Source organism: Streptomyces sp. NPDC046876 (assembly GCF_040645035.1).
Lineage (GTDB): Bacteria > Actinomycetota > Actinomycetes > Streptomycetales > Streptomycetaceae > Streptomyces.
In genome coordinates this window covers 1-26,141 of sequence record NZ_JBEYXK010000096.1, presented here as the reverse complement: position 1 = coordinate 26,141, position 26,141 = coordinate 1, and the positions used below count along the sequence as shown (strand labels likewise).

The window sequence follows — 26,141 nt, the reverse complement described above, 5'->3', positions numbered from 1 at the left end:
TACGAACGCAAGGCCGAGCACTTCCTCGCCTTCACCAGCATCGCCTGCACCCTCATCTGCTACCGCAGGCTCGCCAAATGAGATGGCCTCTAAGCACCTCCAGCCAGTCGCGCCAGGTCTCCAGGCCGTTGCAGCAGCCTGGCTCGACGAAGACGGTGTCGGTGGCGTTGTCGGTCACCCGGAAACCGCCGGCGGCGAGCAGATCAGGCATGGTGAGCAGCCCGTGCAGGAAGGTGCCGAGCGGGTCGGTCGGGCACGGTCCGTGCTCCACCTCCGGCTCGAAGTTGTTGCAGTCGGCGATCTGCATAACCGCCGTGCCGACCTCCGCCGGCGTCAGCTCCCCGTTCAGCACGAGGTAGCCATATGGCTCGTGCTCTCCCACCGGCCAGAGCGCGAAGTCGTCGGCAGCGGAGATCTCCAGAACGGGTTGCATCACAATCACATGGGGATGATGCCGGACCCACCGCTACACCGCCACGGGCTTCAGCTGGCATCGGGCTCGGGGTGGGCCCGCTACATGGCAGTTTCGCGGTGCGCTCCGGGCAGGTGGCACCGCCATAGCGCATGGCGGTCTGCGCGGTGTGACAAACGCCTCGTTGAGTATGCGGTCCCACCGCAGGCGGACGAGCGGGGCGCTCTTGGAGAGGGTCCTGGGTAGTCGAGTGGGCGGTGCGTTCCTTAACTTGCCATTACGGCAGCCGGTCGGGGCGCTTGTCCGGATGGGCGGCGTAGACGTAGATCAGCGGTGCCCGAACCGGGCCTGAGCGCGCAGGACGGAGTCCGTACTGGGGCTCTCCCTGTCTCGTCTTGTACGGGGTGGGTGGGCCCGGGGCAGGCGACTGGTTTGGACGCCGATGTGCGCCTGTCCCGGGGCAGAGCTAGTGCTCTGACCGCATACGTTCACCGGGTTTGGAACCCGTGCCTCGATTCGGCATGAGTACCCTCGGCTGGTGGAAGATCGTGAGCAGTATGTGAGGTATCAGCAGGACCGGACCGTGCTGGCGGCCGTCGGGGCTCATCTCGCTCCCCGGATCAGTCGGATCAGCGTGCGGTTGCCTCGGGCCGTGGCTGAGTCGGCGGTCGCTGCCTGGGATCGCGAGGAACTGGGGAGGGTCGGAGAGGAGAGCCGCGAAGAGTACGAACTTCGTGACGATGCTGCCGAGCTGGCCTTCATCGGCCTGGCGATCACCTCGCGCGGCGTGTGGGACGGCGAGGAAGTCGTCGTCGACCTGGACGTCGCTCAGATCGCGGCGGCCTTGCGGGCTGCGCGGTAGGTCAGGCTGCAGAGGCGAGAGGTCGTCCGCCCCAGCGGATGCCCCCCTCGCTGCGGATGCGGGCGCGCTCACGGCGTTGGGCTGCGAGGACGTCGGGGTGTCGTGCGTTGTTGTTGCGCCAGCGCAGGTAGGCGTGCAGGGCCCGGGTCTGCACGGTGTGGCTACGATGGTTCGAGTTGGCGACCGTGAACTGCCGCAGCGGCCCGAAGTGGGCCTCGATCGGGTTCGCCCAGGATGCGTAGGTCGGGGTGAAGCAGAGCTCGACGCGTTGCTTGTTCGCCCAGCGGCGGATCTTCTCTCCCTTGTGAGCGGACAGGTTGTCCAGGATCACGTAGATGGGTGCGCCGCCGGGTCGGGCGGCGCGGATCGACTTCAGTGCGGCCAGGGTGTTCGCGGCGCCCTTCTTGCGGCGGTTGACGCCCCAGAGGGTGTCGTCGCCGACCGAGTAGCAGCCGTGGAAGTACCGGATCCCGTGGGTGCGGTGTTAGGTCGCTGGGTGCCGTTCGGGGTGGCCGGCAGCGGCCCAGCCCGCGCCGGCTGTGGGTCGGATGCCGAGTGGCCCGAACTCGTCGAAGGCGAAGACCCGGTCCGGGAAGCGATCCAGGACCTCTTCGATCCGGTCCAGCTTCGCGTCGCGGTCGGGGTCCGGGGACTCCTTCCAGGTCTTGGTGCGTTGGAAGGTGATGCCGCGGCGGGCGAGCAGGCAGCGTAAGGCCTCGCGGCCGATGCGGATGCCCCGGTCGTGAACGCGGCGCAGGTGGGCGGCGAGCTTGCGGATCGACCAGCGGGTGAAGGGCTGGCCGAGCTTGGCCGGTCGGGTGGTGGCCGTCTGGACGACGAAGTCCTCGTCGTCAGGACTGAGCAGGCGGGGACGGCCTCCCGCCCACCGAGGGTCCAAGCAGGCCAAGCCGATCTCATTGAACTGGTGGATTACGTCGCGGACGGTGTCCTCATCGGCCTGGACCAGATGGGCGATCACCGGGACGCGGTTCCCGCCGGCCGAGGCCAGCAGCACACACCGCGCTCGCAGGCAAACCACCCGCCAGCCGCGTCCCCAACCTCACTGGGCAATACAACTAGAGCGCGAAGTTGCTGCGGACGGTCCAGCTGACGGGGTTGTGCCAGGGGCTGGCCTTCGCGGCTGGCCACTCCAGCTGCCAGCCGGGCCGAAGCCCGCGCGCTCCCCAGCTGTCCGGCTGCTTGCCGGGCATCTCCAGTCCGGCCGTGTGCGCGGCGAGGGCGGCGTCGTACACCTCGTGGGCGGGGCGCAGGGCCGTGGCGGGGGAGTCGGCAACGCCGGTGAAGACGTGCACACCGTGCCGGTCGGGGTGGCGGGTGTCGTGTATCGGGACGTCCGAATCCTGTAGCGACGGCTGCGTTCGCTCCCTACTGTCGCCGCATGGCCACCGAGAACGAGAACCCAAGTCAGCCCGACATCACTGCGATGCTCAAAGGCCAGACCAGTGCCTGCAAGGCAGCACGCGACGCCATCGCCGCCGGCGGCGAGGTCATGCTCTTCGACGGACGGCCCCCACAGTGGATGGTCTTTGGCATCGCTGCGGCAAGGCTGAGGTGGTCGTTGAAGATCGGCCTGAAGACGGTCGGCCTTGACGAGACCGTTGAGATCCTCCGCGCTCGGCACCGCGATGAGCAACTGCGTACCGGCAACATCGTCGCAGTGGACAGATCTTGGTTCTTCACCCTGTACTTCGACGCCACCGGGACCGAGCTCCTGGCATGCAGCGGCGTCAAGAACGAGCGTCCCCCGCGCAGAGACGCTCAAAAGCTCCAGCTGTAGAGGCCGCCACCCGTGCCCACCGCATACGCCGCGAGCCGGGTCGGGTGGTGCGTTGCGCGATGTCCAAGCAGCTCACGGTTGCTTCGCTGCTGTTCGGGGGTGAGTGGGCGGGCGGGCCTGGGCGCCGTGGCGGCGCCAGAGCGGGGAGGCGGGCGGCTCGGGGTAGGCGAGGGCGTGGTCAACGTCGCGTTTGGTGCTGCTCATGAGGGCCTCCGTCTGGAGGGAGGTTCAGGCGTGGTCCTTTCTCTTGCCGCTCTTGGGCAGGTCGGAGACGAACCGGGTCTCGCCGGGGTGCGCCGCGTTCCAGAGCCCCGCGCACGTCTTGTGCACGGCCTCTCCGGCGTGGGACCTCAGCGGGGTGGTCTTCCGGCACAGCACGCACCGCTCGGGCCAGGCGAAGTGCCTGCCGTCGTGCCAGTCCAGGAGCGGAACCGGTACGGCGGGCTGCTCGGGCGGTGCGGCTGCGGGGCGATGGCGGGTGCTCACGTGCGCAGGTCGGGCAGCTGCTGACGCACCTGCGCGACCAGGTCCTCGGTGGGCTTCCTTGGGCCGGCGCTGCCCGCCCTCCGAGACGGCCGACGACTTCGCGCGGGCCCGCCCAGGTGGTGAGCCGGGCGGCGGTCGCCGCGAGGACGGCGTCTCCGGCCGCGTGGCCCAGCGTGACGTTCACGGCCTTGCAGTGGTCCTGGTCGACGAGGACCACCGCCGAGTCGTCGTGGCGGGCCAGGAGCCGGCGGGTGCGGGCGGTGTAGGCGTCGCAGCGCAGCAGGCCGGTCAGCGGGTGGCGGTGAGCTGCCTGTGCGGCGCGACCGTCCAAGCCGCCCGAGCCACCAACCGGGAACTGATGGGGCCAGCTCAACAGCTCCGTACGCCGACCCCGCTGAGCAGCAACGCGCACCGAAGAATCCCACCCCGTCTTGTGGGAACCACCAAGAAGGTCCTGGAGGATCAAAAGGACCTGTGATCCGAACCGAAGGATGAGCGGACCGCCGCGATCGCGGCGCCGCAGACGCTCAGTCAGCGTTCATGATCGGTACGCGTCGTGGTACCTGCGCAGCCGGAGGGCGCGTATGGCGGGCAGCCCAACGAGGGTGTGCTCGAAGGCACGGTGGTGGGGCGTCAGCGGGCGCCAGGGGCGTGGTGGCAGGGGATAGTCGTCGCGCAGGACGCCGTCCGGAAGCACCCCCGTAGCGGGCATCGGTGAGGTTTCGCCCGGGTGGGCTAGGTACGCCCAGACCCCGCTGTCCAGCGGCACCACGGCGCCCTCGTCGCCGAGCGGGCGCCAGGGCTCGCCCGTGAGGGGGTGGCGAGGGACGAGGAGGACGTCGGGGCGGGGCCGGGGCGTGCGGATTCCCGGGCCGGCCAGCCCCACGGTACGGGCATCGGGCCCGGCCGGCAGGTACTTGCCGACGGCGTTGCCGAGTAGCTCGGTAACGGGGCCGGCGGGAAGGATCACGGGGCGGTCCTCAGTGGCCGCCACGAGGTGGGCCAGCGCGACCCCGACCGCCGCCTCCCAACGACGGCTCCACGACCCGTCGGGTTCGAGGGGTGGGACGCGGTGCTCGGCGCGCTCCAGCTCGTCCCAGTCGGGAGGCAGACCGGCGGGGAGCCCCGAGGCGCGGCGTACGACCGCGCCGGGCTCCAGCCATACCGCCTGCCACAGTCCACAGTCGTCCATGCGGGTCGCCACGGCCCGCCCGCACCCCTCGCAAGCCAGGTTGGGGCCGTCCCGGCCGTCCACACCCCGGCAGTAGCCCTCGCACCTCTCGGGTATCAGCGCCATGGACCGGGAGTCGCCGGGGGCGATGACGATCCTGTTCCGCGCGCCGAAGGAGACGGAGAACACCGGCGCGTACACGCCCTGCCGGGCAGCCGCCTCCTCTCCGACCTCCTCCCACAACCGCCACGGAGGCCCAGTGGGTTGGGGGTCGACGGCGTACGTCGCGGGCTCCATCAGCGGAGGATGAAGTTCCTCCCATCCCCCGTGATGGGTATGGACCGGGAGGGCCACTCGGGAAACCGGCGCCGTCAGTTCCGTGCCGCACCCGGCACACACGAACACGTCCAAACAAGCTCCCTCTCGCCCCGATCCCCCTGGAATTGTGCCTCGCCTACGGGAAAGGGCTCACCGGATTTTTTTGGGGTAGGGCCAGCCGGCCGCGCCTACGTCGCCACATCAAGCCGCCGCCGTCCGCATCACGTTTCGTGCACCGCAGCAGCCCAGAGCAGAGACACTGACCACGACATACGTAAGGGCGCCTAATCTTCCTTCAAGAAGCCCGAAAAGAAGCGACGTGCCGACTCACGCTGCGGCGGCCGTACGCGCTTGCGGTGCAGGTGCGGCCCTCCTTGCCGGTGCGCCAGGGGTTCTCCTCCACCGGGGAGCCGTCTTTCTTGTAGACCAGGTGCGAGCCGTGCATTCCCTTGATCATCGCGTCGTGCTCCCGCTGAACGAGCTGGCCCTCTAGGGGGTGGACGGAGTCGAAGAGGGCGGTAAAAAACGGCGACCAGGGGCCCTCGATGGCGCGGAGGCGATCGGTCATGCTGGGTGTGCTCCTCATCTCGGTGTTCGGGCTGGGGTGTGCAGGGCGGCCGGCCCCTTACCGATGCTGCGGACGCCCCGTGGGCCTCGCCCCCGGCCGGTCTCCGGCCGGGGGCGGTGGTGTTTCAGAATGGGGGCTCGTCCCAGGCCGAGACGGGCAGGAGTTTGAGGCGCAGCTCGCGGCGGTGGGCCCAGCAGCCGCACGCCTCCATCTCGGGGAAGGCGCCGCCGGTCCACCAGCCACCCTCGCCTTGGCAGCGCGGGCAGTTCGGCCTCGGGCGGGCGGTGATCTCGATGCGGTGCCGGTCGGCGTACAGAGCGAGGTGGCTGGCCTTGAGTGCGGCGGCGGCCGTCACCGCGGCGAGCGGGATGGCGGCGGCGAGCAGCAGAGTGGTGCGCAGGCGGCGCGCCGTCACGTTAGCGGGATGGCACGGCAGGCGATGTTTCGTGGGGGTTGGCGTCTGGCCGGATACGGAACAGGTAGCCCTGTTCCGGGCGGCTAGAGGAGTCGCCGCAGCCGAGGCAGTTCCAACGGTTGTTCTCGGCGTGCTCGCCGTGGCCGGTGACGTCGACGTAGCTGCCGCCGGTGGTAACGAACCGGATCAGCAGGCCCTTGGGCCGGACGGGCTCGGTGAAGGCGGAGGCGCGGACGGCGGTACTCATGGGTGGTGGTCCTCTCGGTTCAGGCGGCAAGCGAGTGCTTCGCCGGGGAAGCGGGGTACGTGGCAGGGACCGCGGGCGTGCCGTCGTAGCACTCCAGGCAGGAACCCAAGGTCCACAAGGGAAGGCCGACGTAGCAGCGGCGGCCGCAGGGGCCGGGGCATGTCTGGCGTGCGGCCATCGCCTTGTCCAGCGCGGCTTCCTTCGCGAGGGCCATCGGGAGCTTCGGCTTCGCCAGGTCGATCCGGTACAGCCACGCGCAGGGCCGGCCACGGCGGCATTCGATCCGGGCGACGGGTTCCTGGCCGCCGGGGCACAAAGCGGGCGAGTGCGTCGAATCGTGAAGGGTAAGCCGGTGAACCCGCACATTCGGGCAGTCGGATATGTCGTCATACAGACGGGTTCGCTGTCGGCAACGGTGGGTGGCCGAGGCCAATTGGGGTGCGGAGCCTATGGATCTGCGACTACAACGGGTCCCATGACGGTCTTCTACTGCTCCAAGTGCGGCATCGCGCTCACGCCGGACTTGACGGTTCTGTCCGACTTTCCGATCGTCCCGGACCTCGACAGTGCTCGACCCAAGGGAGCACGCCAGGCGTCTCCGACTGTGCCGCAGGGTCACTATGCGATCGAGCCCGAGCCGTGGGGAGCACCTTTCGTCCGGCAGGAAGACCAAGACAACCCAGTACCGGGCTATCCTCGTGGACCGCTCATGGCCACCGAGGAAGGCTTCGTAGTCTCGGCCGGCGACCGCGACACGGTCGTTGTCCACCCTGATGACGCCCTCGGCCTGCAGCCGCTGCCAGGGTGGGAGAACAGCACCGGTTGCTGCGGCCCGAACGGAACCGAAGGACCCAACCGAGCCTGCCCATGTGGGGTCCGGATCGCCACTCTCGCCGCAGATTGCTCCGGGCCATACGAGCTGCACCTTGACCCGGTCCGAACGTACGCCTTCGACGGGGCACGGCATGACGTCTGATACAGCGGACCGATCCAGGTGATCATTTAGCCGCACTGAGCGGCGGGGCCGTGACATCGTGTGGCCGTGCTTTTGAGTGATCACGCGAGCAGCGTTGAGCTCCGTCCGTTGCGCTATCAGTTCGCTGCGGTCCGAGGCGACTCCTACGACGACAACTGGCTGGTCATTGGCGGGTCGGCGGCCACTCCTGAGGGCAGTTGGTCATTTACTGATCCATGTCTGCTGGCTCATGAAGTCCGTCAGGTGTCCGCGTGGCTGCGGGCGGTGGCCGCCGGGTGGCGGTGACGGGGCACGATGCCGAAGGCTGGCTGTCTCCAGACACATGGTTCGTCGAACCGGTCCTTGCCCTGAGCCTCGCTGATCGAAGCGACAGCGGTGCAGTGATTCGTGTTCACCTCTCCCTTGAGGCAGCACCCCCATGGCAGCAGGAAGATGACGGGGCGGACATCTACCAATACTTCGTGGAGATGCGGCTGGATACTGCAGCACTGCTTCGCGAGGCCGACCAATGGGATCTTGCTCTGGACTCCTTCCCAGCTCGCTAATCAGCGCAGGGCCTTTCCGGTGCGTTCGCGGTGGGCCGCGTGGATGTACCTGACCGCGGTGACCTCGCGGAAGCCTTCCGCTGGTCCGAGCACCGCACCGTGTCCAAGACCGCGCTGGTCTCCCTGCACGGCAACCGCTACCAGGTCGACCCAGACCGCCAGCGCCTGCAGTCTCTCGTGGCGACGTCGGCGCAGGCGGCGTCCAGGTTCTTGCCCGGGTCGCTGGGCAGCGGTGCGGTGTCGGTGCTGAAAGTCATGGTCGGGTCCCTTCCGGCCGGGCTGTCCGGCTCCCCTTCACCACCCGGCCCTCGTCGTCGCGGGGCGGGTGGATCAGGCAGTCGTCAGAAGGCGCGCGGTCAGGCCGCGGCGGCGAGTTGGTTGCCGGGCGGGTTCGGGTAGCTGCCGGGAGCGGCGGGGGTGCCGTCGTAGCACTCCAGGCACGAGCCCACGGTCTTCAGGGGGAGGCAGTGGAAGTAGCGCCGGCCGCAGGGGCCGGGGCATGTCTGGCGCTTGGCCATCGCCTTGTCGAGGGCGGCTTCCTTCGCGAGCGTCATCGCGAACTCGGCTTCGCCAAGTCGATCCGGTACAACCACGCGAAGCGCTTCCCGCCACGGCACTCGATCCGGGCGACGGGCTCCTGGCCGCCGGGACGCAGCCCCATCTCCCGCAGCTGGCGGCGGGTGGCAAGGTTCGTGCGCCCGGCCTGCCTCCACCGGAAGACCGGTAAGGAGCCGTCGCCGGGGTTGTACGGGTCGACGTCGACCAGGTCCTGGTCCTGGTCGGCCATCACCTGCTCCAGGCGCCGGGCAGCCGGTCGGGGCGCTGCGGATAGCGGGGGCCGGGACGCTGCTGGCGGGGCCGGCCGATGCGGCGGCGCGGGCGGGGAATGAGCACGAGCGATCTCCTCCAGTCGTCGGTGGGCAGCGCTGCGCCCCGCCGACGTCTGCTGGTGTCGGCGGGGCGCAGAGGGTGGTGCGGCTCGTTTGTGCGGCGATGCCGTGGGCTGTGCGCGCGGGTGCTCAGCCGGAGGTGGCCGGGGCGGGCACAGTGTGGCCCGGCCGGGGCGCGGCCGGCTGCTGCTCGGGGGCGCCCGCCAGGTGGGTGCCGATCAGGTCGTCGCCCGCCGGGGTCGGGGCGGGGATCGTGGCGTGCAGGTGGAGCGCGGGGTTGAACCGGTACGGCGGCGGGTGGTTGTGGACGATGGGCCGAAGCGTCAGGCCGCGCAGGGCGAAGATGCTGGCGAGCGCCCACATGAGGGCGGCGAGCCCGGTGGCGGCGGCGCGGCCCCCGGCCGGGGCGGCGGACCAGATCATGGCGAGGCTGCCGATCCCGAAGAGCAGCCAGGCGATGCGGGCTCCGGCGTTGTCGAGGAACCCGCCGACCAGGCCGAGCAGCCCGGCCAGCTGCCAGAACGCGTACAGGGCGGCCGGGGCGACGGACAGGTGCGCGGCCTGGTCGGCGAGGAAGACGCGAATGGGGTGGTCGACCGTGCCCCACGGCCGCTGGCGTCGCCGCCGCTGGTGGCGGGGACGGCGGACAGACCCTTGAGCGCGGCGGAGACGACGTCGCCGGCGGCGTCCAGCATCAGCACGATGAGGCTGAGCCCGCCGAACAGGACGGTCGTCTTGATCCAGGTGGTGGCCTCGTGCCAGCTGCCGTGGCGGGCCTGGAAGACCTCCTCCAGCGCTGGTAGAGGAAGCCGCCCTCCTCCCAGGACTCCTTCCAGGCAGCGCGCAGCCCTGCGAGGCGCCCGGCGCCGTGCTGGCCGCCCAGTTCGGGGGCCCGCGGCTCGGGCGGCAGCTGGCTGAGCAGGTCGAGGAAGGACGGGACGTCGTTGCCGTTGACCGGCTTGTCGTTGTTGGGCATGGCGTGGCTGCTCCTTCTGCCGAAAGGTCTGAGGGTGGGTCAGTGGATCTCGTTGCGGGTGCGGGCGAAGAAGGCGCCGCGGGTGGTGCTGTTGTTGTGAATCTCGGTGTGGTGGGTGACCGGACCCTCGAAGACGTTCTTGGTGACGGCCGCGCGGGCCTTGCTGATCGCGCCGCCGATGGCGGTGGCGACCATCGCGACGGCCGCGAAGGGCAGGGTCGCCATCAGGACGCCGGTGAGCGTGACGGAGGACAGGCCCTGCAGCACGAGCCAGGCACCGCAGCCGATGCCGGTGACCCCGGCGCCGACGCCGATGCTCGCGACCGCGATCCCGGCCGCCCAGGCCGGGACGATCCGGTGGTCGGGCTGCTGCACCGGCGGGGCGGTGCCGAAGGCCGGCGGTGCGGTGTCGTCGCGGAACGAGGTGGGGTGGTGGTGTACGGGCCGGGCCGCCCAGTCGTCAATCAGGCGGCGGGCTTCGGCCGCAGCCTCGGACTCGGGCATGCCGGACTGGGTGTGCAGGGGGTCCATCAGGGGTTCTCCAATCACGCGGGAAGGGGAGCGCCCTCCTGGCCGTGGCGGGCCGGGAGGGCGCTGTGGGGGAGCGGGTGCGCGACGTCGGAGGGCGCCGCCGGGGTGCGTGTCCGGCGGTGCCCTTCGGCGTTGCGTAGCGGGGGAGTTGGGGCTGGCGGGTGGGTAGTCACCGCACGCGCGCCCCAGGCATCCTCGGACCATCAGGCGCGGGGGAGGATGTGAGGTGCAGTTCGTCTTCGAGTGCGGGTGGTGCGGGGGTGACAACTACTTCGTCGGGAAGCAGGTCGGCTGGTGGGTCGACAAGTGGGAGATCCCGTCGGAGTGGGACTGCCGGTTCTGCGACGGCCTCCACTACACGCCTGACCCGCCGTGGACCGAGGCGTAGTCAGAAGCTGGAGAGGAATCCGGTGAGCGCGGCGAGGCCGCTGTTGATGGCCGGGGCCAGTCCGGTCGCTGCGAGGGTGAAGCCGAACAGCGTGCAGGTCAGCGCGGGGCCGACGCGGACGTAGCCGCCCTTGACCAGGACGACGACGATGATGGCCAGCAGCACGGTGGCGGAGATGGAGAGAGCCACGGCGGGTGGTGCTCCTTCACGAGGGTCGGGTGGGGCCAGCCGCGCTCGGGCGGGCCGGCCCCGGGGGTTGGGTGGGTGGTTCAGGCGTCGGTGAGGCTCTTGATGGCCTCCAGCGCCTGGCGGGTCGAGGCGACCTTCTCGGAACGGCTGCTGCCGCCCTTGGAGCCGCGGCCGCCGCCCTTTCCGCCGCCTCCGCCGCCGCGCCGACGGGGCTTGCCGTCGCCGTCGTCGTCCTCGTCGGGCTCGGGCCAGAACTCGCCGGGACGTACGGGCTCGTTCCAGTCGAACCACAGGCCGCGCTTCTCCAGCTCACTGATCTCGTGGTCGGTGAGCCGGTGACCTCGTCGGGGAACAGCTCGGACAGGTCGGTGTCGAAGTCCGCGTACAGCGACCGCATCAGGACGGTGCGGCCGTTGTCGAGGACGATGACCGCGACGCCGCCGGTGGAGACGCCGTTCTCCGGGTCGGCCTCGCCGCGCATGGCCCGCTCGATCGCGGAGCCCTCGGTGCGGGAGTAGCGGGCGGGGATGGTCGGGACGTCGTACGGGTTCTCCATGGTGCCCTCCGCCGCCTTGCGGGTGGCGCCGGGCGAGCCCATGTTGAAGATGGTCGGTCGGCTATTCTGGCGAAGGTTGTCCTTCATCTCGGTGGAGAACCCGTTGTGCGCGAACGGGCTCTGGCCGGCCGGGTTGAGGCCGATGCCGTACTTCAGCCCGGTGACGGTGAGGTCGTCGCCGTCGGTCTGGATGAACTCGCCGAACTCCGCATCCTGCGCCGCGGTCATGAACTCGTCCGCGAAGACGTTCAGCTGCCGGTAGGGGCAGCGCGGATCGCCCGGCTTGTAGTCGTGGGGCTGCCCGTCGTGCGGCCAGGGCATGTCCGCCCTGATCTCGCACAGCGCCTTCGCCGCCCGCAGGGAGCGGGCCATCCACAGCGCGTTCGAGCCCTGCCGGTCGATGTACCGGCCGAGCACGGTCGTCTTCTCGTCCTTGCGGACCGTGGACAGCCACACCACCTGGCCGGCCAGCGACATGGCGGCCATGTCGATCGCGAAGAACTGCGTCTTCCCGGACCGGGATACGCCCAGAATCAGGCCGTGCCGCGCGGCGTTCTTGTCGTGCTGGAAGACCATGTTCTTCACCGGCTGGCCGGTGATCGTGTACCCGCACACGTACATGCCCTTGGGGTCCGGGGTCAGGAGCTCGCGGGTGGCGGGGAAGATCTGCGAGAGCGGCGGGGTGTCGAACGCGCTGATTAGGAACTCGGTGCCGTCGATGAGGACGAACACGCAGGAGTCGTCTTCGGGCAGGCCCAAGCCGCGGCAGACCTTGGCCAGGTCGATGCGCGGCGTCTCGGTGGCGTCGGCCATCTTCGCCCGGTAGAAGGTCACGCCGCGCATCTCGTCGCGGGTCTTGTGGACCAGCTCGGAGCCGGGGGCGCCGCCCTTGGGACCGGCGACCCGGTCCGTCCAGCGTTCGGCGTCGGTGGGCTTGGTGCGGCGGCGCTGGTTGGCGTCGGGGGTGATGCGGGCCTCCATCCAGCCGGGGCCGCCCTGGCGGCCGGGCTGGATGGCGACCTCCGCCAGGACGACGTCGCTGGACGGCACGCCGAACGGGGCTGCGACCGCGTCCTTCGACAGGCCGGTGATCGGCCGTCCGGTCTCCGAGGCGCGCAGCAGGATCGTCATGTCGTGCCGCTGCCCGGGGTGCCGGGTGGCCTCAATCGCCTTACATTCCCCTGCCGCTAGCCGTGGCAGGCCGCTACGTGGTGGGATGGCTAGGGAAATCCGGATTGAGATCAGCGACGAGAAGTACGCCCAGCTGGAACGCGCTGCGGCGGAGAGGCGGCTACCGGCCGAGGCGTACGTTGGCGAGGTGCTGGATGCCGACCTCACCCGCGGCCGTTTCGTGGAAGGCGCTCGTCATTCATCAGCCAGCACGCTGACGGCTTCGCGCAGCGTTTCGGTGGCACCGCTGGTCACAGCGCCACCGCGGCCTGACGCGCGGCATGGGCATGTTTCTGCAGGTCGATCTGACCTGGCTACTTGATATCGCGCACCGTGAGCTCCCCGGCGACCCGGAGGTCGTGGACTGGGGAGCTCTTGAGGCCGCCCGGGCCAGGCACAGTTTCCGTGTGATGGACACACCGGTCTACGGCCATCCCCACCACCGGGCTGCCGCACTGCTTCATCAGCTCGTTCGCGTGCCAGCGCTGGAGCACTCGAACGAGCTGTTCGCGGCGTCGGTGGCCGCCGCATATCTGCATGCGTCCGGGCTCCCGGTCAACGCGACGACCAAAGAGGCCGTCGACCTCGTCGAGCGGGTAGTTGGCGGTCAGATCGACCTCCGACAGGTCGCGACCTCGTTGAAGGACTGGACTCGTTAACCAGTTCAGGTCTTCGCTCCACCCGCGTCAGCAAGAAACGTCCACCCCCACGTCGGCGGGGAGCACAGGGCCCCGACGGGGGCGCCAGGACGAGCCGCGGACCACCCCCGCGTCGGCGGGGAGCACCTCAACCTGGGCTTGACCCACGCGGGTCGTCGCGGACCACCCCTGCGGCGGCGGGGAGCACAGCCAGCCGAGCCCGGGGCGGGGTGGGTCGAACGGACCACCCCCGCGTCGGCGGGGAGCACAGTCCGGTCCATCCCTCGGCGTTGGCAGACGCCGGACCACCCCGCGTCGGCGGGGAGCACGCCCAGCCGGCGGTCCGGTGGTAGCCGGCCTCCGGACCACCCCCGCGTCGGCGGGGAGCACTTCCCGCTCTGCCGTGACCACAGCGCGGTGATCGGACCACCCCCGCGTCGGCGGGGAGCACCGCGCCTGGTCCGCGCTCGTCGGCCTGCACCGCGGACCACCCCTGCGTCGGCGGGGAGCACCAGGTCCGGCCGCCCGCGTAGGTGTTGTACAGCGGACCACCCCCGCGTCGGCGGGGAGCACGACCTGGCCATCGCGCAGATAGACGCGTTCGGCGGTCCACCCCCCGCGTCCGCGGGGAGCACAAGAAGAAGCAGAAGGCCACGGCGGACGCCCTCGGTCCACCCCCGCGTCGGCGGGGAGCACACCTGCGCCGCGTCGAACACGGACCCGACGATCGGACCACCCCCGCGTCGGCGGGGAGCACCACCGCATGCTAGAGCCCAAGCTGGGCGATCACGGTCCACCCCCGCGTCGGCGGGGAGCACCCGACCATCGCCGAATGCGCCGCGCTCCAGGGCAGACCATCTCCGCGTCGGCGGGGAGCACGCCTTCGTAGAAGTCGGCTGGGATGGCATCCGCGGTCCACTCCCGCATGGGCGGGGGCACGTGATCACTTCGTCGGCGAGCCCCTGGAGGTCGGTACCCCTGCGTCGGCGGGGAAACCTGAAGTGTTCGCGCGTACACATTTAGTTCTCAATGAGCCATAGAGGACCGTACTCCAGTAGGGCTGGGACGGGAGTGACAACAGCTCAGGGCGCTTTGCGATGGCAGGAGAGACGTGGCGCTGGGACGCGACGTGTGCCCGTCAGGGAGCGCCGCCGACGGCGTTGCCGAGCGGGGCGTGGGATCCGAAGAGCGGGAGGCAGTGGAGATTCTGCAGTCGAGGAATGCTTCGGTCGCGGCGTTCGGGCGGATGCTCGCCAACGAGTCCGGATCCACGGTCGACGGCGCGGTGCAGATGGCCCATGGGCTGAGTACCCATGCGGCTGTTACCCAGCTGGACTACTTCACTGCGGTCGACGACATCCTGCAGGAAGAGGGAACGGAGACCGGCGCGGGTCACATGGGTGACAACCGGTACACGTCGGCGACGTTCTACCGGTACGCATCGTTGAACGTGAGCGAGCTCGTGGGGAACCTCGACGGTGATACGGAGACGGGTCTGCAGGTGACGGCCGAGTTCCTGCGGGCGTTCGTCACCACGGTGCTGCCGGCGAAGGCCTCTGGGACGGCGCCGTTCACGGTGCCGCACCTGGTGTACGTCGCGCTGCGGTCGGACCGTCCTGTCAGCCTGGTCGGCGCCTACGAAAGTGCGGTACCCGACAGTACGCAGGGGTATGTGCCCGCATCGCTGGCCCGGCTGGACGAGCATGCGGCAGCGCATCACCGTTTCCTGGGCACGGACGGTCTGGTCATCCACGCGCACAGCGGGCTGGCCAGTGAGTCCTTCGAAGCGCTGGGGGAGCGGATCGACGGTCTGGAGCAGCTGATTTCCCGTGTGGTCGACGCCGTGGCCAAGGAGCAGGTGTGAGCGGGTTGCTCCTGCACTTGTCAGGGCCGGTCCAGTCCTGGGGTAGCGAGGCGGAGTTCGAGGTACGCACCACGTACCGGTGGCCTACGAGGTCGGCACTTGCCGGTTTGTTCGCCTGCGCGCTGGGCCGGCCGCGAGGCAGTGATAACCGGGATCTGGCGGAGTTGCGGTACACGATCAGGGTGGACCGGCCGGGGCAGCGGGAGATGGACTTCCACACCGTCGGGGGCGGCTATCCGCGCCATCTGACACCTCCGACCGCGGAAGGAAAGTTTCGCAAGGCTGGTGAGGGGACCATCCTTACCGAGCGCTGGTACCTGACGGACGCGGCGTTCACTGTGGCCGTTACCGGCCCTGCCGTGATCACTGAAATGGTGGGGAAGGCGCTGCAGCGGCCGGTGTTCTCTTTGTTCCTGGGCCGTCGGTCCTGTACGCCGGATACCCCGATCCTGCTGTTCGACCAGGTCGTGGACCCTGTCGGAGACCTGGACCGCCTTCCGGTTCACCGGGCCTCAGCTAGGAGGGGGCCCCGAGAGGCGGTGACGTTCATTTACGACACCGCTCCTGAGGCTGGGGCCCGGCCCGATGGGGAGGTCCGTGACACCCCGGTGGGAGGGACGCACAGGGGGTTCATCCGCCGTCCGATGTGGGAGAGGCAGCGTGAACTGCCGGGAGCCCTCGACAGCGGCCTCGGAACGCAGTGGATCAACGCACTGACCGCATACAGGCAGGAGGTGACAGCGTGAGTACTGTGCCGCAAGCGCTGACCCAGACCGTGCACCTGGCGCAGCTGCGGCTGGAGGAGCGCAGCCGGGAGGTTCATCGGGACCTCACCGATGCCACGAGCCTGCACAACAGGGTTCAGGCTTTGTTCCCCGACAATCTCGGTCCGCAGCCACGGGCGGCGACGAACACCCTCTTCCGCGTTGAACGGGAGCAGAGCGGGCCCGTGCTGCTGGTCCAGTCGACGCTGCCCATCAACCGCAGCGGTCTCCCGGCGGGGTACGCCCGGGACATCGACTACCGCGATCTCGGGCCGCTCCTGGACTGGGGCAGGGAGGGACGTGTGGTGCGGTACCGCATCGACACGCATCCGTCGATGAGCCAGTCGGTGCCGGGACAACGAGGCAAGCGGATCCCGCTACGCGGTGAGGAAGCGCTTCAGTGGTGGGAGCGGCAGGCCGTGAAGGCGGGTCTGGAGAACCAGCTCGCCCTGGACATCCCCCAAAGCGATGTGCGTGCCAGGCGGGGTGCGGCCAAGCCGGTCCGCTACTCCGTCATCCGGTTCGAGGGTGTTGCGCGCATCACGGACCCGGCGGCGCTGAGGGCGGCGATCACGTCGGGGATCGGCCGGGGGAGGGCTTACGGCCTGGGGCTGCTGTCGATCGCCCCTTACCGGAGCTGAGCCCCGTTCTTCGCGGCGGTCCAGCTGTGGTGGCCACGCCCTGCTAGTGCGAGGCCACCACCCGTTCCAGACATTGGAGTAGACCGGAGTGCCGGTGCCTTTCGAACGACGGCTGTGGGCCAAGGACCGTGGTCTGGCCCATCCCTATCCCGCAGGTTGTCATGCGATAGATGCCGCCGTCATGGCCGGCGCACTGTGGGATCGCTACCTCACACCACGGCAGCGGCGCGTGATAGCCGAGGGGTGGGGGCTTGCTGACCACGAAGCGCGCCTGTTCGTCGTCACACTCGCCGGCCTCCACGATCTGGGGAAGATCACCCCCGGCTTCCAGGCCTGCGCCCCGGAGCGGATCAGGTCACGGGCCTGCCCGGCTACGAGCCTGCCCCGACCGGAAGCAGATTGCCGAGCCACCAGAGGGCAGCCCACCTCACGCTCCCGGAATTGCTCCACCGCATTCACGGGATGCCGTTGAACGGCCGCCCCACCCGGTCGGCCGCTCACCAGATCGGGCAGCTGATCAGCGGACACCACGGCACCTACGCCCCGGCTCTCTCCCACCAGGGAAACGAACTCACCTGCCCCCTCGGCGCAGTACCCGCTCTGGGCGACAAGGCCTGGGACCAGCAGCGTGAAAACCTCGTCCATCTCATTCACGCCCTCTTTGGTACTTCCGCGCTGCCCACCCGCCCGGCCAGCGGGCCGGCCGCCACAGTCACCACCGGCCTGATCGTCCTCGCCGACTGGTTGGTCTCCCAGACCCCCTGGGTCCAGGCCCGCCAGCGCCGCTGGGACCAAGACGCCACCGGCAGCTGGGAGGCACACGCCCGCCGCGCACACCGGGCAGCGCCTGCAGCGCTACGCGAAGCACAGCTCACCCCTCCCACATGGCGGCGTACGCGTACGTTTGAAGGGCTCTTCCCCCACTTGCAAGGCAGGAGCCTTCACCCCGTCCAAAAAAGCCTCGCCGCCCACCTCCCCACCCTCGCCGGTGACGGCGCCGGGCTCCTTCTGATCACCGCGCCACCCGGTGAAGGGAAAACAGAAGCGGCCCTCTACGCGGAACGGATCATGGGGCCCGCCGCCGGCACGAACGGGCTCGCGTTCCTGCTCCCCACCATGGCCACCACCGACGCCATGTGGGCTCGAGTCCGCGCTCACGCCCGAGCGAACTGCCACACCCCACCACCCGTCACCCTCCTGCACTCAATGGCCTGGCTCGACGCCGCGTACACACCCAGCGACCTCAACACGGCCACCTGCGACCCCGCCACCGTCGCCGAATGGCTCCGCGGCCGCCACCGCGGACTCCTCGCCGGCATCGCCGTCGGAACCTGGGACCAGGCCGTGCTCAGCGTTCTCCCACACCGCTACATGGCCATGCGCTGGCTGGGCCTATCCGGGAAAACCGTCGTCATCGACGAGGTCCACGCCTACGACGCCCACGGCCACGCCCTCACCCTGCGGCTCCTGCAATGGCTGGGCGCCCTGGGAGCACCCGTCATCCTGCTCTCCGCCACCCTCACCGGGGAAGGCGCAGCAGCGCTTGTCCACGCCTACCGCCACGGCGCCGGCCACCACGACACACCCGCTCTCACACCCAGCTACCCCGGCTGGACCTACACCAGCGGACCGAGCGGCACCATCACCACATCCGACTCGCTCGGATCACACCGCGCACACCAGCTCACCATCGACATCCGCCACTGTCAGCACACCCACGATCCAGAGGTCGAAACTGGGCGAGCACGCGCCCTGCTCACCCTCCTCGCCCCTCTCCAGGAGACTGACAGCGGCTGCGCACTCATCATCTGCAACACCGTCGCCGACGCGCAGGCCACCCACGACCTCCTCACCACTACCTGGAACACCATCAGCCCCCGGCCACCCCTGGTAAGGCTCCTCCACGCCCGCATGCCCGCCCGGCAGCGGACCGCGATCACACGACGCCTTCAACGCTGGACCGGACCCCACGGCAAGCGGCCCGACCGCCCGTTCGTCGTGGTCAGCACCCAAGTCGCCGAGCAGTCACTCGACGTCGATTTCGACCTCGTCATCAGCGATCTCGCGCCCCTGGCCCTCCTCCTCCAGCGCGCCGGACGCGGCCACCGCCACCCACGAAGTGACCGACCCACCTGGGCGCCCACAGGACAGCCACGCCTGGCCGTTCTCACTCCCACCGGCCAGCTGCCGCCCCGACACTGGGGCAACGTGTACCCGGCCTCTGTCTTGCGCCGCACTCGCGACCTCCTCGCCTCACGCGACGAGCTGACCATCGCCGTGCCGGGGGACGTCCAGCACCTCATCGACCAGGTCTACGGGCCCGAGTTCGCAGCCGCAGACGACCTCACGCGCATCACTGAGGACGCCCAGCGGACAGCCACCGCCCACCTCACCGCGATCGGCCCACCCGCATCAATACGGGACCTCCACCCCCTCACCAACACCGACGAAGACCCCGACAAAATCGCCACCGTCTCGGAGCACACAGCACGCGAATCCTGCCCACCTACACCACCCCTGACGGCCGCCACTGGCTCCACCCCACCCACCACACCCCACGCACCGCCCTCCCCCAGCACATCGACCCCCAAGACCGACCAGCCATCCGCCGGCTCATGAACGCGACCATCCCCGTCAACAGCCAATGGCTCAACCCTGCAGACCCCACCCACCGCCCCACCGAGTGGTCCACCGTGCCTGGCCTGCGAGACATCTCCTTGCTTCCCCAAGCCGTCACGCGCACCACCATCAAGCCGTACCGGCGAGACGGAAAAGCAATCTCTCTAGAGCTTCAGAAAGGCATCATCCGTAGTTGAACCCTTCAAAGGCCGAGCTCTCCGCGCGAGCGCGGTCCCCCGGGCGTGCGCGCGTGGGGGCAGCGCAGTGGGTGCTCTCACAGAGAGCGGAGGTAACCCGTGCCCGAACAGCACCGCGCCATTGACACCGGTGTGCTCTCCGCGCGAGCGGGGGTGTTCTGCCTCGGGCACCAGGCCGACCCCCGCCGCCTGCGTGCTCCCTGCCGACGCGGGGGTGTTCCGCAGACGTAGGCATCGCCGAGTCGCGGGATGTTGTGCTCCCCGCCGACGCGGGGATGGTCCGGCATGGCTGCAGCGACAGAGACCCGGGGGCTGCTGTCGGCGGCAGTTGGACGGCCCGTCATGACGGCTACTGGTCGAGCGAGGGGAAGGGGACGTTCCAGTGCGGGATCAGCGCGGCGGAAACCGCCGCTCTCGCCCGTCACGCCGGTCTCGCCCCCGCGGCGGCAGGGCTGCCACTGCCCGAGGTGAGCCACATCGTGCTGGTCAAGCCCGAGCTGTAGAGGTCTTGCGGGGCTGCAGGGCGAGCATCGGCCCGAGGTGGTCGATGATCCGGTCTGCCGCCGACTTCGAGACCCGAACAGCGGAGCGAGCTGCCGCATCGTCAAGTTTGTGCGCCAGTACGCGGCCACCAGCAGTGCCCGGTCCTCCAACGGAAGGCTCCACGGCCGGCCCCTGCGGACCGCATCCGCACCCTCGCGCCGCAGAACCGTCACCAGCTTCCCGAACGCACGCGGGCTCAGCCCGGTGAACGGGGCTATCCAGAACGGCTCCGATGCCGTGATCACACCAGCCACAGCAAGATCATTCCACTGTCAACCTGCCGGCCGGGCCCTACGCACAGCATGGAAATCAGGCGACCGGGCCTGGCGCATCATCCACGATGACCTCATGAGTCAAGACCTGGTGACGTTCCTCCACGCACGGCTGGATGAGGAGGCCGATCTGGCCCGACGCTGCGACAGTGATGGCTGCGGGGAGTGGACCGCTCGCGGGCACACGGTCGACTTCTGCCAAGGAGAACTCTCCGGCTTCTATCCCACGATTGCCCTGCACGTCGCGCTGCACGACCCTGCTCGTGTCCTGCGGGAGGTCGAGGCCAAGCGACGCGTGGTCGCCCGCCATGTCCTCAGTCCTGCCACGGGCGACCCCGAACTACCGTGGGACAACCGCGATGACTGCCAGTACGACGGCGAGACCTGGCCATGCGATGACCTGCTCGACCTCGTGTCACCTTACGCCGATCACCCTGACTACCCCCGACGCCCCTGAGAGGGAGATCGTTTACGGGACAGCGCTTAGAGGTGGTCTTCCGGTTGGCGGCCTTCGAACACGTCCGGTTAACCACCCGAATGCGCGGCGTGGGAGCGATGAGGCGAGGCTCCTCTGAGGAATCAATGAGCCTATGACCGATACCACCCTTCCCCCGTGGTCCCATTGCGGGCATGGCCGGAACCGAACCACCTACAGAATTGGTTGCCGAGGAATTCTCGTCCCCGGCTACACCGCGTGCCTTTACCATCTCTCACCGCGCGAGCGAAAGGAACACCTCGGCAGCCTAGGCTACCTCCCGGACGTCGACTACCGCGGCACGCGCATCGACCAGCCGCTCTTGGAATCTCTGCTGCAAGCCGTCCAAAATTCACCCTCAGAAGCTCCGGAATTCGGCGCCGCTCAGTTCTATGAGGCGTCGTTCTACGGTGATGCCGACTTCCGGGGAGCCATGTTCTACGGCCCTGTAAACTTCGAGAAAGCAACATTCAACTGCCGCGTCAGCTTCGACAAAGCGGTGTTCCATCGGCAAGCCAACTTCGACAGTGCGATGTTCAGGGCGCGCCGACCAGACGCACCCGCTGTCAGCTTTAGTGGGGCGACGTTCGACGGCGTGGCAAATTTCTGGCGGGCGACGTTCAACGGCACCGCCCCAGTCGTGACGAAGCCGGGAGATCGCCTCAGCGTCACTTTCGTTAGAGCGACGTTCAACAACGATGCTCTTTTTACCCGGGTGACGTTCAGTGAGCCTGAACTTAAGCTGCTCCAAAACGTCATGTTCGACGACGCAACGTTCAATGGCAGCGCCAATTTTAGGGACGCCAAGTTTGCCCACGCCTGGTTCCAGTCGACAACGTTCCACGGCCCTGTTCGGTTTGATGGAGCAACGTTTAGTGCAGCCAGGTTCACCAACGCTACATTCGGGGAGAAGGCTTCACAGGTAGGACCACTTGTGTGCGGAGAAGGGCTTCACTTCGACGGCGCTATTTTCCAGGCGCCGGTAGCGATGCTGATTGCCTCCCGGTGGGTGTATTTTCGCCGGACTCGCTGGGAGTCGATGGCCACCCTCCGCCTGCGATACGCGGACGTAGACCTGGAAGATGCTGTGCTGTCCTCACCAGTGGCGGTCAGCGCCAACCCCGTCGCCGGGTTCGCGCCGCCGGAGCGCCTGCTCGATCCCCGGTTCAGCGCGTACGCAGTCGAGCGCGCCGGCCGCCGCCTCATCGTGGGACAGGTCGCCTTCGGTCCTGAGCCAGACGCTAGGGTGCGGGTGTACTCGCTCCGTGGGGTCGACGCCGCCCACCTCGTCCTGACGGATACCGACCTGAGCAAGTGTGAGTTCGTAGGGGCACTCCACCTGGATCAGCTGCGGATCGAGGGTAACTGTGCGTTTGCCCCCGCCCCGGAAGGGTGGACCCAGCGACGTGTCTTGATCGAGGAGCACTACTGGCGTGCCCTGAACCGGTGGAATCTGGCGCCCCCGTGGGGCTGGCTCCGAGGTCCGCACCACCCGGACCCTCGTTTGACGCCGGGGGCCGACGACCTCGCGGGGACCTATAGGTCGCTGCGCAAGGCCTTGGAGGACGTCAAGAACGAGCCAGACGCGGCGGACTTTTACTACGGCGAAATGGAGATGCGCCGCAAGGACCGCCAGCGTCCATGGGGCGAGCGTACCTTGCTGTCCCTTTACTGGTTCGTGTCCGGTTACGGGCTGCGCGCCTCGCGTGCCGTGGCATGCCTTGGAGTGGCCGTGGCAGCGGTGGTGCTCGCGCTCATGGCGTGGGGCCTGCCGACTGGCGAGGTCCCGCCGGTTCAGTACACCCGTGCGCCGGCGGGTGAGAAGCTAACCGAGGTAAAGACGGTGGAGACCTTCGACCGGCGGCCCGGCGGCCGGGCGCCCGGACCCTGGCCAGAGAAGTTCAGTCGCCATCGGGCGGAACGCGCCCTGCGGACAGCGGTGAACTCGGTGGCCTTCAGATCCCCCGGCCAGGGGCTGACGCGGGCTGGGACATACATCGAGATGGCAGCCAGGCTCATGCTGCCGCTGCTGCTGCTCCTCCTCGTGCTGGCGGTGCGCGGGCGGGTCAAGCGCTGACTGAACTGGCCAACGGCTCGCTAGTCGTGCCGGGCCTTGACGGCGGCATACCGCCAGGCGCCGCGAGACCGCACCCGCACGGCTGGCGGGTCGCCCGCCGGCCAGCTCCACACCTTGGGCGCCGGGCCGTCCTCGGCCGCCACGGTTGAGACTCCACCGGCTCCGTGACCGGTGCGCTCATGCCATCACCGCGGGGGCGAAGTGCGTGGGCCTGGCGCCGCAGAGCGACGCGAGCGGCTGGGGTGCCAAGGCCGCGCTGATCGGCTTGGGCGTTCCGTCGCCAAGCCGCGGCCGGGTTGCGCAGGTCGCGGTGAAGTTCGACGGCGCCGGCGGACAAGCGTGCGTGAGTGAAGCACCCCGCCCAGCCTGGCGGGAAGAGCTGGCTGCGGTGGTGGCCTCGAGTCCACGGTGCAGCGAAGTTTGTCCGTTCTCCCGCGCGTCCTGTCGCAGGTGCGAGATCGTCGTCCCCGAGGCCAATGACTGCAGCTCAGAACACGTGGGAGGGGTTTATGGAGAAGGACGAGATCTGGACGTCCGATGAATACGGAACGTCACATGAAGGCCGCGTCGGGGTACTCGTCGCAGACGGCACTACGCCCCAGCCCGTGTACTTCGACTCGAACTCGGGCGGAGGTGGCTGGGACGTCAGCCACTGGAGCGTCTACGACGGCGGCATGTACCCAGCCCGCCCCAAGGCGGAGGTACTCCGCGCCGAATGTTCCTGCGGCTGGACCGGGACCACGTACCCCCTGGACTGGCACACGGCCGGTGACCGGCCGTTTCGCGAGAGCGGGTGGGACACCGCCGCGCGGTGCCAGGAAGACTGGGACCGGCACATCAACACGGTGGGCGACACCACAGTCCCCCTCCCGGCCGAGTTGCAGGCGCTCCTGCGCAACGTCAGCGACGCTATCGAGAGGCTTGCCAAGGAGTCACCGACCGCCGCTATCAAAGCTGCCCGAGGCTTGGAACTCATTGCGCAACGCACCGCCTACTGGCCAGCCCACGACGCACGCGGCCAGGATCCCGCGGAGGTCGCCGCCGGCCTCGGCCTCAACCTTGACGACACCCGTGCGCTGCTCGCACGATTCGGCGGCTGGAACCTCTTCGGCTGACCCAGCGGATGCTCCCCACCGTGTGTGTGGCTTCCATGTCTTTGTATGCCTGACTATCCCTATTGATCAGGGTAACGTCCCGCCGACCGCGTGAGAGGCCGGGCGATGCGTGTGCGGGCCTGTGGGGATGTACGCCGCCGGCCTCACTCCGCAGGGCCTGGCTGTCCGTGGCCTTCTTTCATGCCCGGCCCTACGCCCAACCAGGCTTGACGGCTCGGACACCGTCCACGCCGCTGACAGCAGCTACTGCGCCTGGGCGAAGGGACTGAGGTGGACGTCGCCGGTGTGGCGGTGGACGACCTCGAGCACGCGCAGGGCGCGGTGACCACGCGGCCAAGCGGTCGGCTGGGGCCCGGCGGGCAATCCGGGCTCCCTGCGCTGTGAGTCCGGCCGACGCGTGACGAGCACACCCCTGGAGTCGAGGGTTGGTCCAAGACGGGCGGCTACCCAGCAGCTCGGTCGGCCGGTCACCCGCTGTTTTCCTCGGGCGCGGCCCTACGACGGCGCGCAACCGGACTAGAGGGACTCCACTTAAGGAGAACCTCGGCATGTCGCTGAATGCCTCAATTACCAGCGGGGTGACACTGCCGTTTGCGGTGGAGTCTCGACGTCAGGAGGTCAGCGAATGAAGGTGCCGCGGCGAAAGACCAACGTGTCACCGCCTGAGCCCGACGGTACTCCGCAAAGGGCAGAGACAGATCGAGCGACGCTGCTCGGCATCCTTGCAGCCCGACTGGGCGGCACAGAGGCGGCTGAGAAGGCCTTGGAAGCAGTAGGAGCGGACCGAGCAGCTCTGATCGGGATACTGACCGAAAGGCTTGGCAGTACTCAGGCGGCTGAGCAAGCCTTGGATGCGGCTGTCCACGAGGGACAAGAACAAGATCCCGAAGAAAAGTACAAAACTGCCTACGACGCAGCCATCCTGGCTCTCACACAACAGGACGGAACAGTAGGAAATTTGAGAAATCGCGCCACGGGCCTCCTCACAGTCGCTGCTCTCATCGCTTCTTTCTCTTCAGCCCTGGGAATCATCAATAAGGACAATCCGATCCCAATTGGATTCGCTGTAGCTCTCTTGGTGATTCTTCTAGCGATCGGCGTCTGCTCCCTGTGGGTGCTATGGCCGAGGGCGGGCTGGTCTTTCGGCCCCAACCCCCGCGCAATTCTGAGCGCTTCAGGCGACAATAAAAGCATCCTGCGTAGGGCATCTCGAGCCATAGTGGAGGATTCTCGAACAAATGAAGCGCGAATCGAATCGTATGCCAGGTGGTACCAAGCTGGCGCTTGCCTACTTCTGGTCGAGGCTGCACTTGTGATCGCCGCCACCATCTATATCAGATAGCGGACACGAGAGACCGATGCCATGTCTACATTCGGGGTGCTCGAGGGTGACGATGATTGGACGCGGAAGGGGACGAGTTCCGTAACAGCACCAGCACCAGCACCAGCACCAGCACCAGCACCAGCACCAGCACCAGCACCAGCACCAGCACCAGCACCAGCACCAGCACCAGGGGAGTTTAGAGATGAATGGTCGAAGAGTGGCACGAGTGGGGCAGAAGCCTCCCCTGATGAAGTGACAATCCGAACAGAACTCGCCATTTCGTCACTAACTGAGCCTGAAGCTGATCGGTGGGCGGTCGTCGGGTCGGAGTTGTTCCGAGCAATTCTGCTCGAAGCAGTTGCTCAACGACTGGGACAGAAAGGCCTTGATCGCAGCGTGGCTAATGACGCAGTCGACGCAGTGCTTGGCTCGCTTGCGCATTTGACAGGACTGGCCCAGTCGACTGCGGCCATCTCGCGGAAGTCTGCTCCCGTAACTCGCGCAAAGACCTCTGCACCGGCGACAGTTGAGCGGACTGCTGCAAAACCTTCTGCGAAACCTCCTACCAAGAAGGCAACCACCAAGGCAACGGCGGGTGCCGGCAAGAAGGCTGCTGCGAAGACCGGCAAGACGGTACCGGCAAAAACTGCTAGCAAGAAGTCCGCGGCAAATACTGCCAAGGCTTCCGCAAAGAAAGTGGCCACAAAGTCCACTTCCAAGAAGGCGACTGCCAAGAAAGCGGCGCCGAAGAAGATCGTTCAAAAGTAGCTCGCCAAATCCGGGAAGCGGAACGTCCGCGTGCTGCCTGCCTGCCTCCTCTTCTGCCCGCTCATCGAGGAGGCAGCCAGCACGGCGCCTGGCGACCGCCACTGGGGCCGTTCTCTGGCCCGTGCACCTTGGGGGCTGACCCGCGGATACGGCTCAGGGACCGTGGGGCGGGAACTCGTCAGGCCAACCGCTCCGCGCGCACCGACGCGGTCCGTACAGTCCGCGTGCTGTCACGCGGTCCCTGCCCGCGCCTTAGAGGCCATCTCATTTGGCGAGCCTGCGGTAGCAGATGAGGGTGCAGGCGATGCTGGTGAAGGCGAGGAAGTGCTCGGCCTTGCGTTCGTAG

33 protein-coding genes, 3 pseudogenes and 1 CRISPR repeat array are annotated in these 26,141 nt (G+C 68.4%); of the genes and pseudogenes, 16 read left to right on the top strand and 20 right to left on the bottom strand.

Annotation, left to right across the window (positions count from 1 at the left end; genetic code table 11):
• Positions 1–52: 52 nt before the first annotated feature.
• Positions 53–442: a hypothetical protein gene (locus ABZ924_RS31865; RefSeq protein ID WP_361917527.1), complete on the bottom strand. Its 390-nt coding sequence runs from the start codon at positions 440–442 to the stop codon at positions 53–55.
• 508 nt (positions 443–950) lie between these two features.
• Between ABZ924_RS31865 and ABZ924_RS31860 the strand changes: the two genes are divergently transcribed.
• Positions 951–1,274 carry a hypothetical protein gene (locus tag ABZ924_RS31860; RefSeq protein WP_361917524.1) on the top strand — a complete coding sequence of 108 codons (324 nt, stop codon included), beginning with the start codon at positions 951–953 and terminating at the stop codon, positions 1,272–1,274.
• 1 nt (position 1,275) lies between these two features.
• Here the strand turns inward: ABZ924_RS31860 and ABZ924_RS31855 are convergent.
• Both ABZ924_RS31855 and ABZ924_RS31850 read right to left on the bottom strand, forming a co-directional pair.
• A pseudogene (locus ABZ924_RS31855) lies at positions 1,276–2,313 on the bottom strand (IS630 family transposase).
• A gap of 37 nt (positions 2,314–2,350) precedes the next feature.
• A complete protein-coding gene (locus tag ABZ924_RS31850; RefSeq protein ID WP_361917536.1) occupies positions 2,351–2,620 on the bottom strand; it encodes a hypothetical protein in 270 nt (89 codons plus the stop codon).
• A 53-nt stretch (positions 2,621–2,673) separates the two neighbouring features.
• Between ABZ924_RS31850 and ABZ924_RS31845 the strand changes: the two genes are divergently transcribed.
• Complete coding sequence (locus ABZ924_RS31845) at positions 2,674–3,072, top strand: hypothetical protein (protein ID WP_361917521.1); 399 nt, start codon at positions 2,674–2,676, stop codon at positions 3,070–3,072.
• Positions 3,073–3,144: 72 nt separating this feature from the next.
• On the opposite strand, the gene ABZ924_RS31840 is transcribed toward ABZ924_RS31845, so the two are convergent.
• The 8 genes and pseudogenes from ABZ924_RS31840 to ABZ924_RS31805 all read right to left on the bottom strand — a co-directional run bounded on the left by ABZ924_RS31840 (position 3,145) and on the right by ABZ924_RS31805 (position 7,244).
• The gene (locus ABZ924_RS31840; protein ID WP_361917518.1) at positions 3,145–3,276 is read right to left on the bottom strand and encodes a hypothetical protein; all 132 of its coding nucleotides are present in this window, start codon (positions 3,274–3,276) and stop codon (positions 3,145–3,147) included.
• A 24-nt stretch (positions 3,277–3,300) separates the two neighbouring features.
• A complete protein-coding gene (locus ABZ924_RS31835) occupies positions 3,301–3,558 on the bottom strand; it encodes a hypothetical protein (RefSeq protein WP_361917515.1) in 258 nt (85 codons plus the stop codon).
• Positions 3,559–3,646: 88 nt separating this feature from the next.
• Positions 3,647–3,970, bottom strand: a pseudogene (locus ABZ924_RS31830) (GGDEF domain-containing protein); the annotation flags it as partial.
• Between the two features lie 126 nt (positions 3,971–4,096).
• Complete coding sequence (locus tag ABZ924_RS31825) at positions 4,097–5,140, bottom strand: hypothetical protein (protein WP_361917512.1); 1,044 nt, start codon at positions 5,138–5,140, stop codon at positions 4,097–4,099.
• 202 nt (positions 5,141–5,342) lie between these two features.
• Positions 5,343–5,615, bottom strand: a complete 273-nt coding sequence (locus ABZ924_RS31820; protein ID WP_361917509.1) for a hypothetical protein — start codon at positions 5,613–5,615, stop codon at positions 5,343–5,345.
• A gap of 124 nt (positions 5,616–5,739) precedes the next feature.
• Positions 5,740–6,030, bottom strand: coding sequence for a hypothetical protein (locus ABZ924_RS31815; RefSeq protein ID WP_361917506.1), 291 nt, complete (start codon positions 6,028–6,030; stop codon positions 5,740–5,742).
• A gap of 1 nt (position 6,031) precedes the next feature.
• Positions 6,032–6,277: a hypothetical protein gene (locus ABZ924_RS31810; protein WP_361917503.1), complete on the bottom strand. Its 246-nt coding sequence runs from the start codon at positions 6,275–6,277 to the stop codon at positions 6,032–6,034.
• A gap of 19 nt (positions 6,278–6,296) precedes the next feature.
• A complete protein-coding gene (locus ABZ924_RS31805; RefSeq protein ID WP_361917534.1) occupies positions 6,297–7,244 on the bottom strand; it encodes an RRQRL motif-containing zinc-binding protein in 948 nt (315 codons plus the stop codon).
• A gap of 260 nt (positions 7,245–7,504) precedes the next feature.
• On the opposite strand from ABZ924_RS31805, the gene ABZ924_RS31800 reads away from it, so the two are divergent.
• Entirely contained in the window at positions 7,505–7,798 is a 294-nt protein-coding gene (locus ABZ924_RS31800) for a hypothetical protein (protein WP_361917500.1), read from the top strand.
• A 356-nt stretch (positions 7,799–8,154) separates the two neighbouring features.
• Here the strand turns inward: ABZ924_RS31800 and ABZ924_RS31795 are convergent, their stop codons facing one another.
• The 5 genes from ABZ924_RS31795 to ABZ924_RS31775 all read right to left on the bottom strand — a co-directional run bounded on the left by ABZ924_RS31795 (position 8,155) and on the right by ABZ924_RS31775 (position 10,195).
• A complete protein-coding gene (locus ABZ924_RS31795; protein ID WP_361917497.1) occupies positions 8,155–8,352 on the bottom strand; it encodes a hypothetical protein in 198 nt (65 codons plus the stop codon).
• A complete protein-coding gene (locus tag ABZ924_RS31790; RefSeq protein ID WP_361917494.1) occupies positions 8,349–8,585 on the bottom strand; it encodes an RRQRL motif-containing zinc-binding protein in 237 nt (78 codons plus the stop codon). Before ABZ924_RS31790 ends, ABZ924_RS31795 begins: the two co-directional genes overlap by 4 nt.
• A 232-nt stretch (positions 8,586–8,817) precedes the next feature.
• Positions 8,818–9,111 carry a hypothetical protein gene (locus tag ABZ924_RS31785; RefSeq protein ID WP_361917491.1) on the bottom strand — a complete coding sequence of 98 codons (294 nt, stop codon included), beginning with the start codon at positions 9,109–9,111 and terminating at the stop codon, positions 8,818–8,820.
• A 271-nt stretch (positions 9,112–9,382) separates the two neighbouring features.
• Positions 9,383–9,664 carry a hypothetical protein gene (locus tag ABZ924_RS31780; protein ID WP_361917488.1) on the bottom strand — a complete coding sequence of 94 codons (282 nt, stop codon included), beginning with the start codon at positions 9,662–9,664 and terminating at the stop codon, positions 9,383–9,385.
• A gap of 39 nt (positions 9,665–9,703) precedes the next feature.
• A complete protein-coding gene (locus ABZ924_RS31775; RefSeq protein WP_361917532.1) occupies positions 9,704–10,195 on the bottom strand; it encodes a hypothetical protein in 492 nt (163 codons plus the stop codon).
• A 226-nt stretch (positions 10,196–10,421) separates the two neighbouring features.
• Here ABZ924_RS31775 and ABZ924_RS31770 point away from each other — a divergent pair, with 226 nt between their 5' ends.
• The gene (locus tag ABZ924_RS31770; protein WP_361917485.1) at positions 10,422–10,583 is read left to right on the top strand and encodes a hypothetical protein; all 162 of its coding nucleotides are present in this window, start codon (positions 10,422–10,424) and stop codon (positions 10,581–10,583) included.
• Here the strand turns inward: ABZ924_RS31770 and ABZ924_RS31765 are convergent, their stop codons facing one another.
• Both ABZ924_RS31765 and ABZ924_RS31760 read right to left on the bottom strand, forming a co-directional pair.
• Positions 10,584–10,772 (bottom strand): hypothetical protein, encoded by a 189-nt coding sequence (locus tag ABZ924_RS31765; protein ID WP_361917482.1) that lies wholly within the window; start codon positions 10,770–10,772, stop codon positions 10,584–10,586.
• Between the two features lie 16 nt (positions 10,773–10,788).
• Positions 10,789–12,459 carry a chromosome segregation protein ParM gene (locus ABZ924_RS31760; protein ID WP_361917479.1) on the bottom strand — a complete coding sequence of 557 codons (1,671 nt, stop codon included), beginning with the start codon at positions 12,457–12,459 and terminating at the stop codon, positions 10,789–10,791.
• Between the two features lie 326 nt (positions 12,460–12,785).
• Here ABZ924_RS31760 and ABZ924_RS31755 point away from each other — a divergent pair, with 326 nt between their 5' ends.
• The 7 genes from ABZ924_RS31755 to ABZ924_RS31725 all read left to right on the top strand — a co-directional run bounded on the left by ABZ924_RS31755 (position 12,786) and on the right by ABZ924_RS31725 (position 19,221).
• A complete protein-coding gene (locus ABZ924_RS31755) occupies positions 12,786–13,157 on the top strand; it encodes a fic family toxin-antitoxin system, toxin component (RefSeq protein ID WP_361917530.1) in 372 nt (123 codons plus the stop codon).
• A gap of 41 nt (positions 13,158–13,198) precedes the next feature.
• A CRISPR array of direct repeats spans positions 13,199–14,015; the repeat unit is 25 nt; unit sequence CCACCCCCGCGTCGGCGGGGAGCAC.
• Positions 14,016–14,247: 232 nt separating this feature from the next.
• Positions 14,248–15,000, top strand: a complete 753-nt coding sequence (locus tag ABZ924_RS31750; RefSeq protein WP_361917476.1) for a type I-E CRISPR-associated protein Cas7/Cse4/CasC — start codon at positions 14,248–14,250, stop codon at positions 14,998–15,000.
• Positions 14,997–15,746 carry a type I-E CRISPR-associated protein Cas5/CasD gene (gene cas5e / locus ABZ924_RS31745; protein ID WP_361917473.1) on the top strand — a complete coding sequence of 250 codons (750 nt, stop codon included), beginning with the start codon at positions 14,997–14,999 and terminating at the stop codon, positions 15,744–15,746. Before ABZ924_RS31750 ends, cas5e begins: the two co-directional genes overlap by 4 nt.
• Positions 15,743–16,405 (top strand): type I-E CRISPR-associated protein Cas6/Cse3/CasE, encoded by a 663-nt coding sequence (gene cas6e / locus ABZ924_RS31740; protein WP_361917470.1) that lies wholly within the window; start codon positions 15,743–15,745, stop codon positions 16,403–16,405. The genes cas5e and cas6e overlap by 4 nt, the downstream gene beginning before the upstream one ends.
• An 88-nt stretch (positions 16,406–16,493) precedes the next feature.
• Complete coding sequence (locus tag ABZ924_RS31735) at positions 16,494–16,877, top strand: HD domain-containing protein (RefSeq protein ID WP_361917467.1); 384 nt, start codon at positions 16,494–16,496, stop codon at positions 16,875–16,877.
• Positions 16,805–19,024 (top strand): CRISPR-associated helicase Cas3', encoded by a 2,220-nt coding sequence (gene cas3, locus ABZ924_RS31730; protein ID WP_361917464.1) that lies wholly within the window; start codon positions 16,805–16,807, stop codon positions 19,022–19,024. The genes ABZ924_RS31735 and cas3 overlap by 73 nt, the downstream gene beginning before the upstream one ends.
• Entirely contained in the window at positions 19,021–19,221 is a 201-nt protein-coding gene (locus ABZ924_RS31725; protein ID WP_361917461.1) for a hypothetical protein, read from the top strand. The genes cas3 and ABZ924_RS31725 overlap by 4 nt, the downstream gene beginning before the upstream one ends.
• Before the next feature lie 507 nt (positions 19,222–19,728).
• Here the strand turns inward: ABZ924_RS31725 and ABZ924_RS31720 are convergent.
• A pseudogene (locus ABZ924_RS31720) lies at positions 19,729–20,018 on the bottom strand (transposase family protein); the annotation flags it as partial.
• Positions 20,019–20,112: 94 nt separating this feature from the next.
• Here ABZ924_RS31720 and ABZ924_RS31715 point away from each other — a divergent pair.
• The 4 genes from ABZ924_RS31715 to ABZ924_RS31700 all read left to right on the top strand — a co-directional run bounded on the left by ABZ924_RS31715 (position 20,113) and on the right by ABZ924_RS31700 (position 25,045).
• The gene (locus ABZ924_RS31715) at positions 20,113–20,493 is read left to right on the top strand and encodes a DUF6221 family protein (RefSeq protein ID WP_361917458.1); all 381 of its coding nucleotides are present in this window, start codon (positions 20,113–20,115) and stop codon (positions 20,491–20,493) included.
• Between the two features lie 133 nt (positions 20,494–20,626).
• Positions 20,627–22,588: a pentapeptide repeat-containing protein gene (locus tag ABZ924_RS31710; RefSeq protein WP_361917455.1), complete on the top strand. Its 1,962-nt coding sequence runs from the start codon at positions 20,627–20,629 to the stop codon at positions 22,586–22,588.
• 509 nt (positions 22,589–23,097) lie between these two features.
• Entirely contained in the window at positions 23,098–23,703 is a 606-nt protein-coding gene (locus tag ABZ924_RS31705) for a hypothetical protein (RefSeq protein WP_361917452.1), read from the top strand.
• Between the two features lie 625 nt (positions 23,704–24,328).
• Positions 24,329–25,045 carry a hypothetical protein gene (locus ABZ924_RS31700; RefSeq protein ID WP_361917449.1) on the top strand — a complete coding sequence of 239 codons (717 nt, stop codon included), beginning with the start codon at positions 24,329–24,331 and terminating at the stop codon, positions 25,043–25,045.
• A 25-nt stretch (positions 25,046–25,070) separates the two neighbouring features.
• On the opposite strand, the gene ABZ924_RS31695 is transcribed toward ABZ924_RS31700, so the two are convergent.
• Entirely contained in the window at positions 25,071–25,214 is a 144-nt protein-coding gene (locus ABZ924_RS31695) for a hypothetical protein (RefSeq protein ID WP_361917446.1), read from the bottom strand.
• 65 nt (positions 25,215–25,279) lie between these two features.
• On the opposite strand from ABZ924_RS31695, the gene ABZ924_RS31690 reads away from it, so the two are divergent.
• A complete protein-coding gene (locus tag ABZ924_RS31690; RefSeq protein WP_361917443.1) occupies positions 25,280–25,795 on the top strand; it encodes a hypothetical protein in 516 nt (171 codons plus the stop codon).
• Positions 25,796–26,141: the final 346 nt, after the last annotated feature.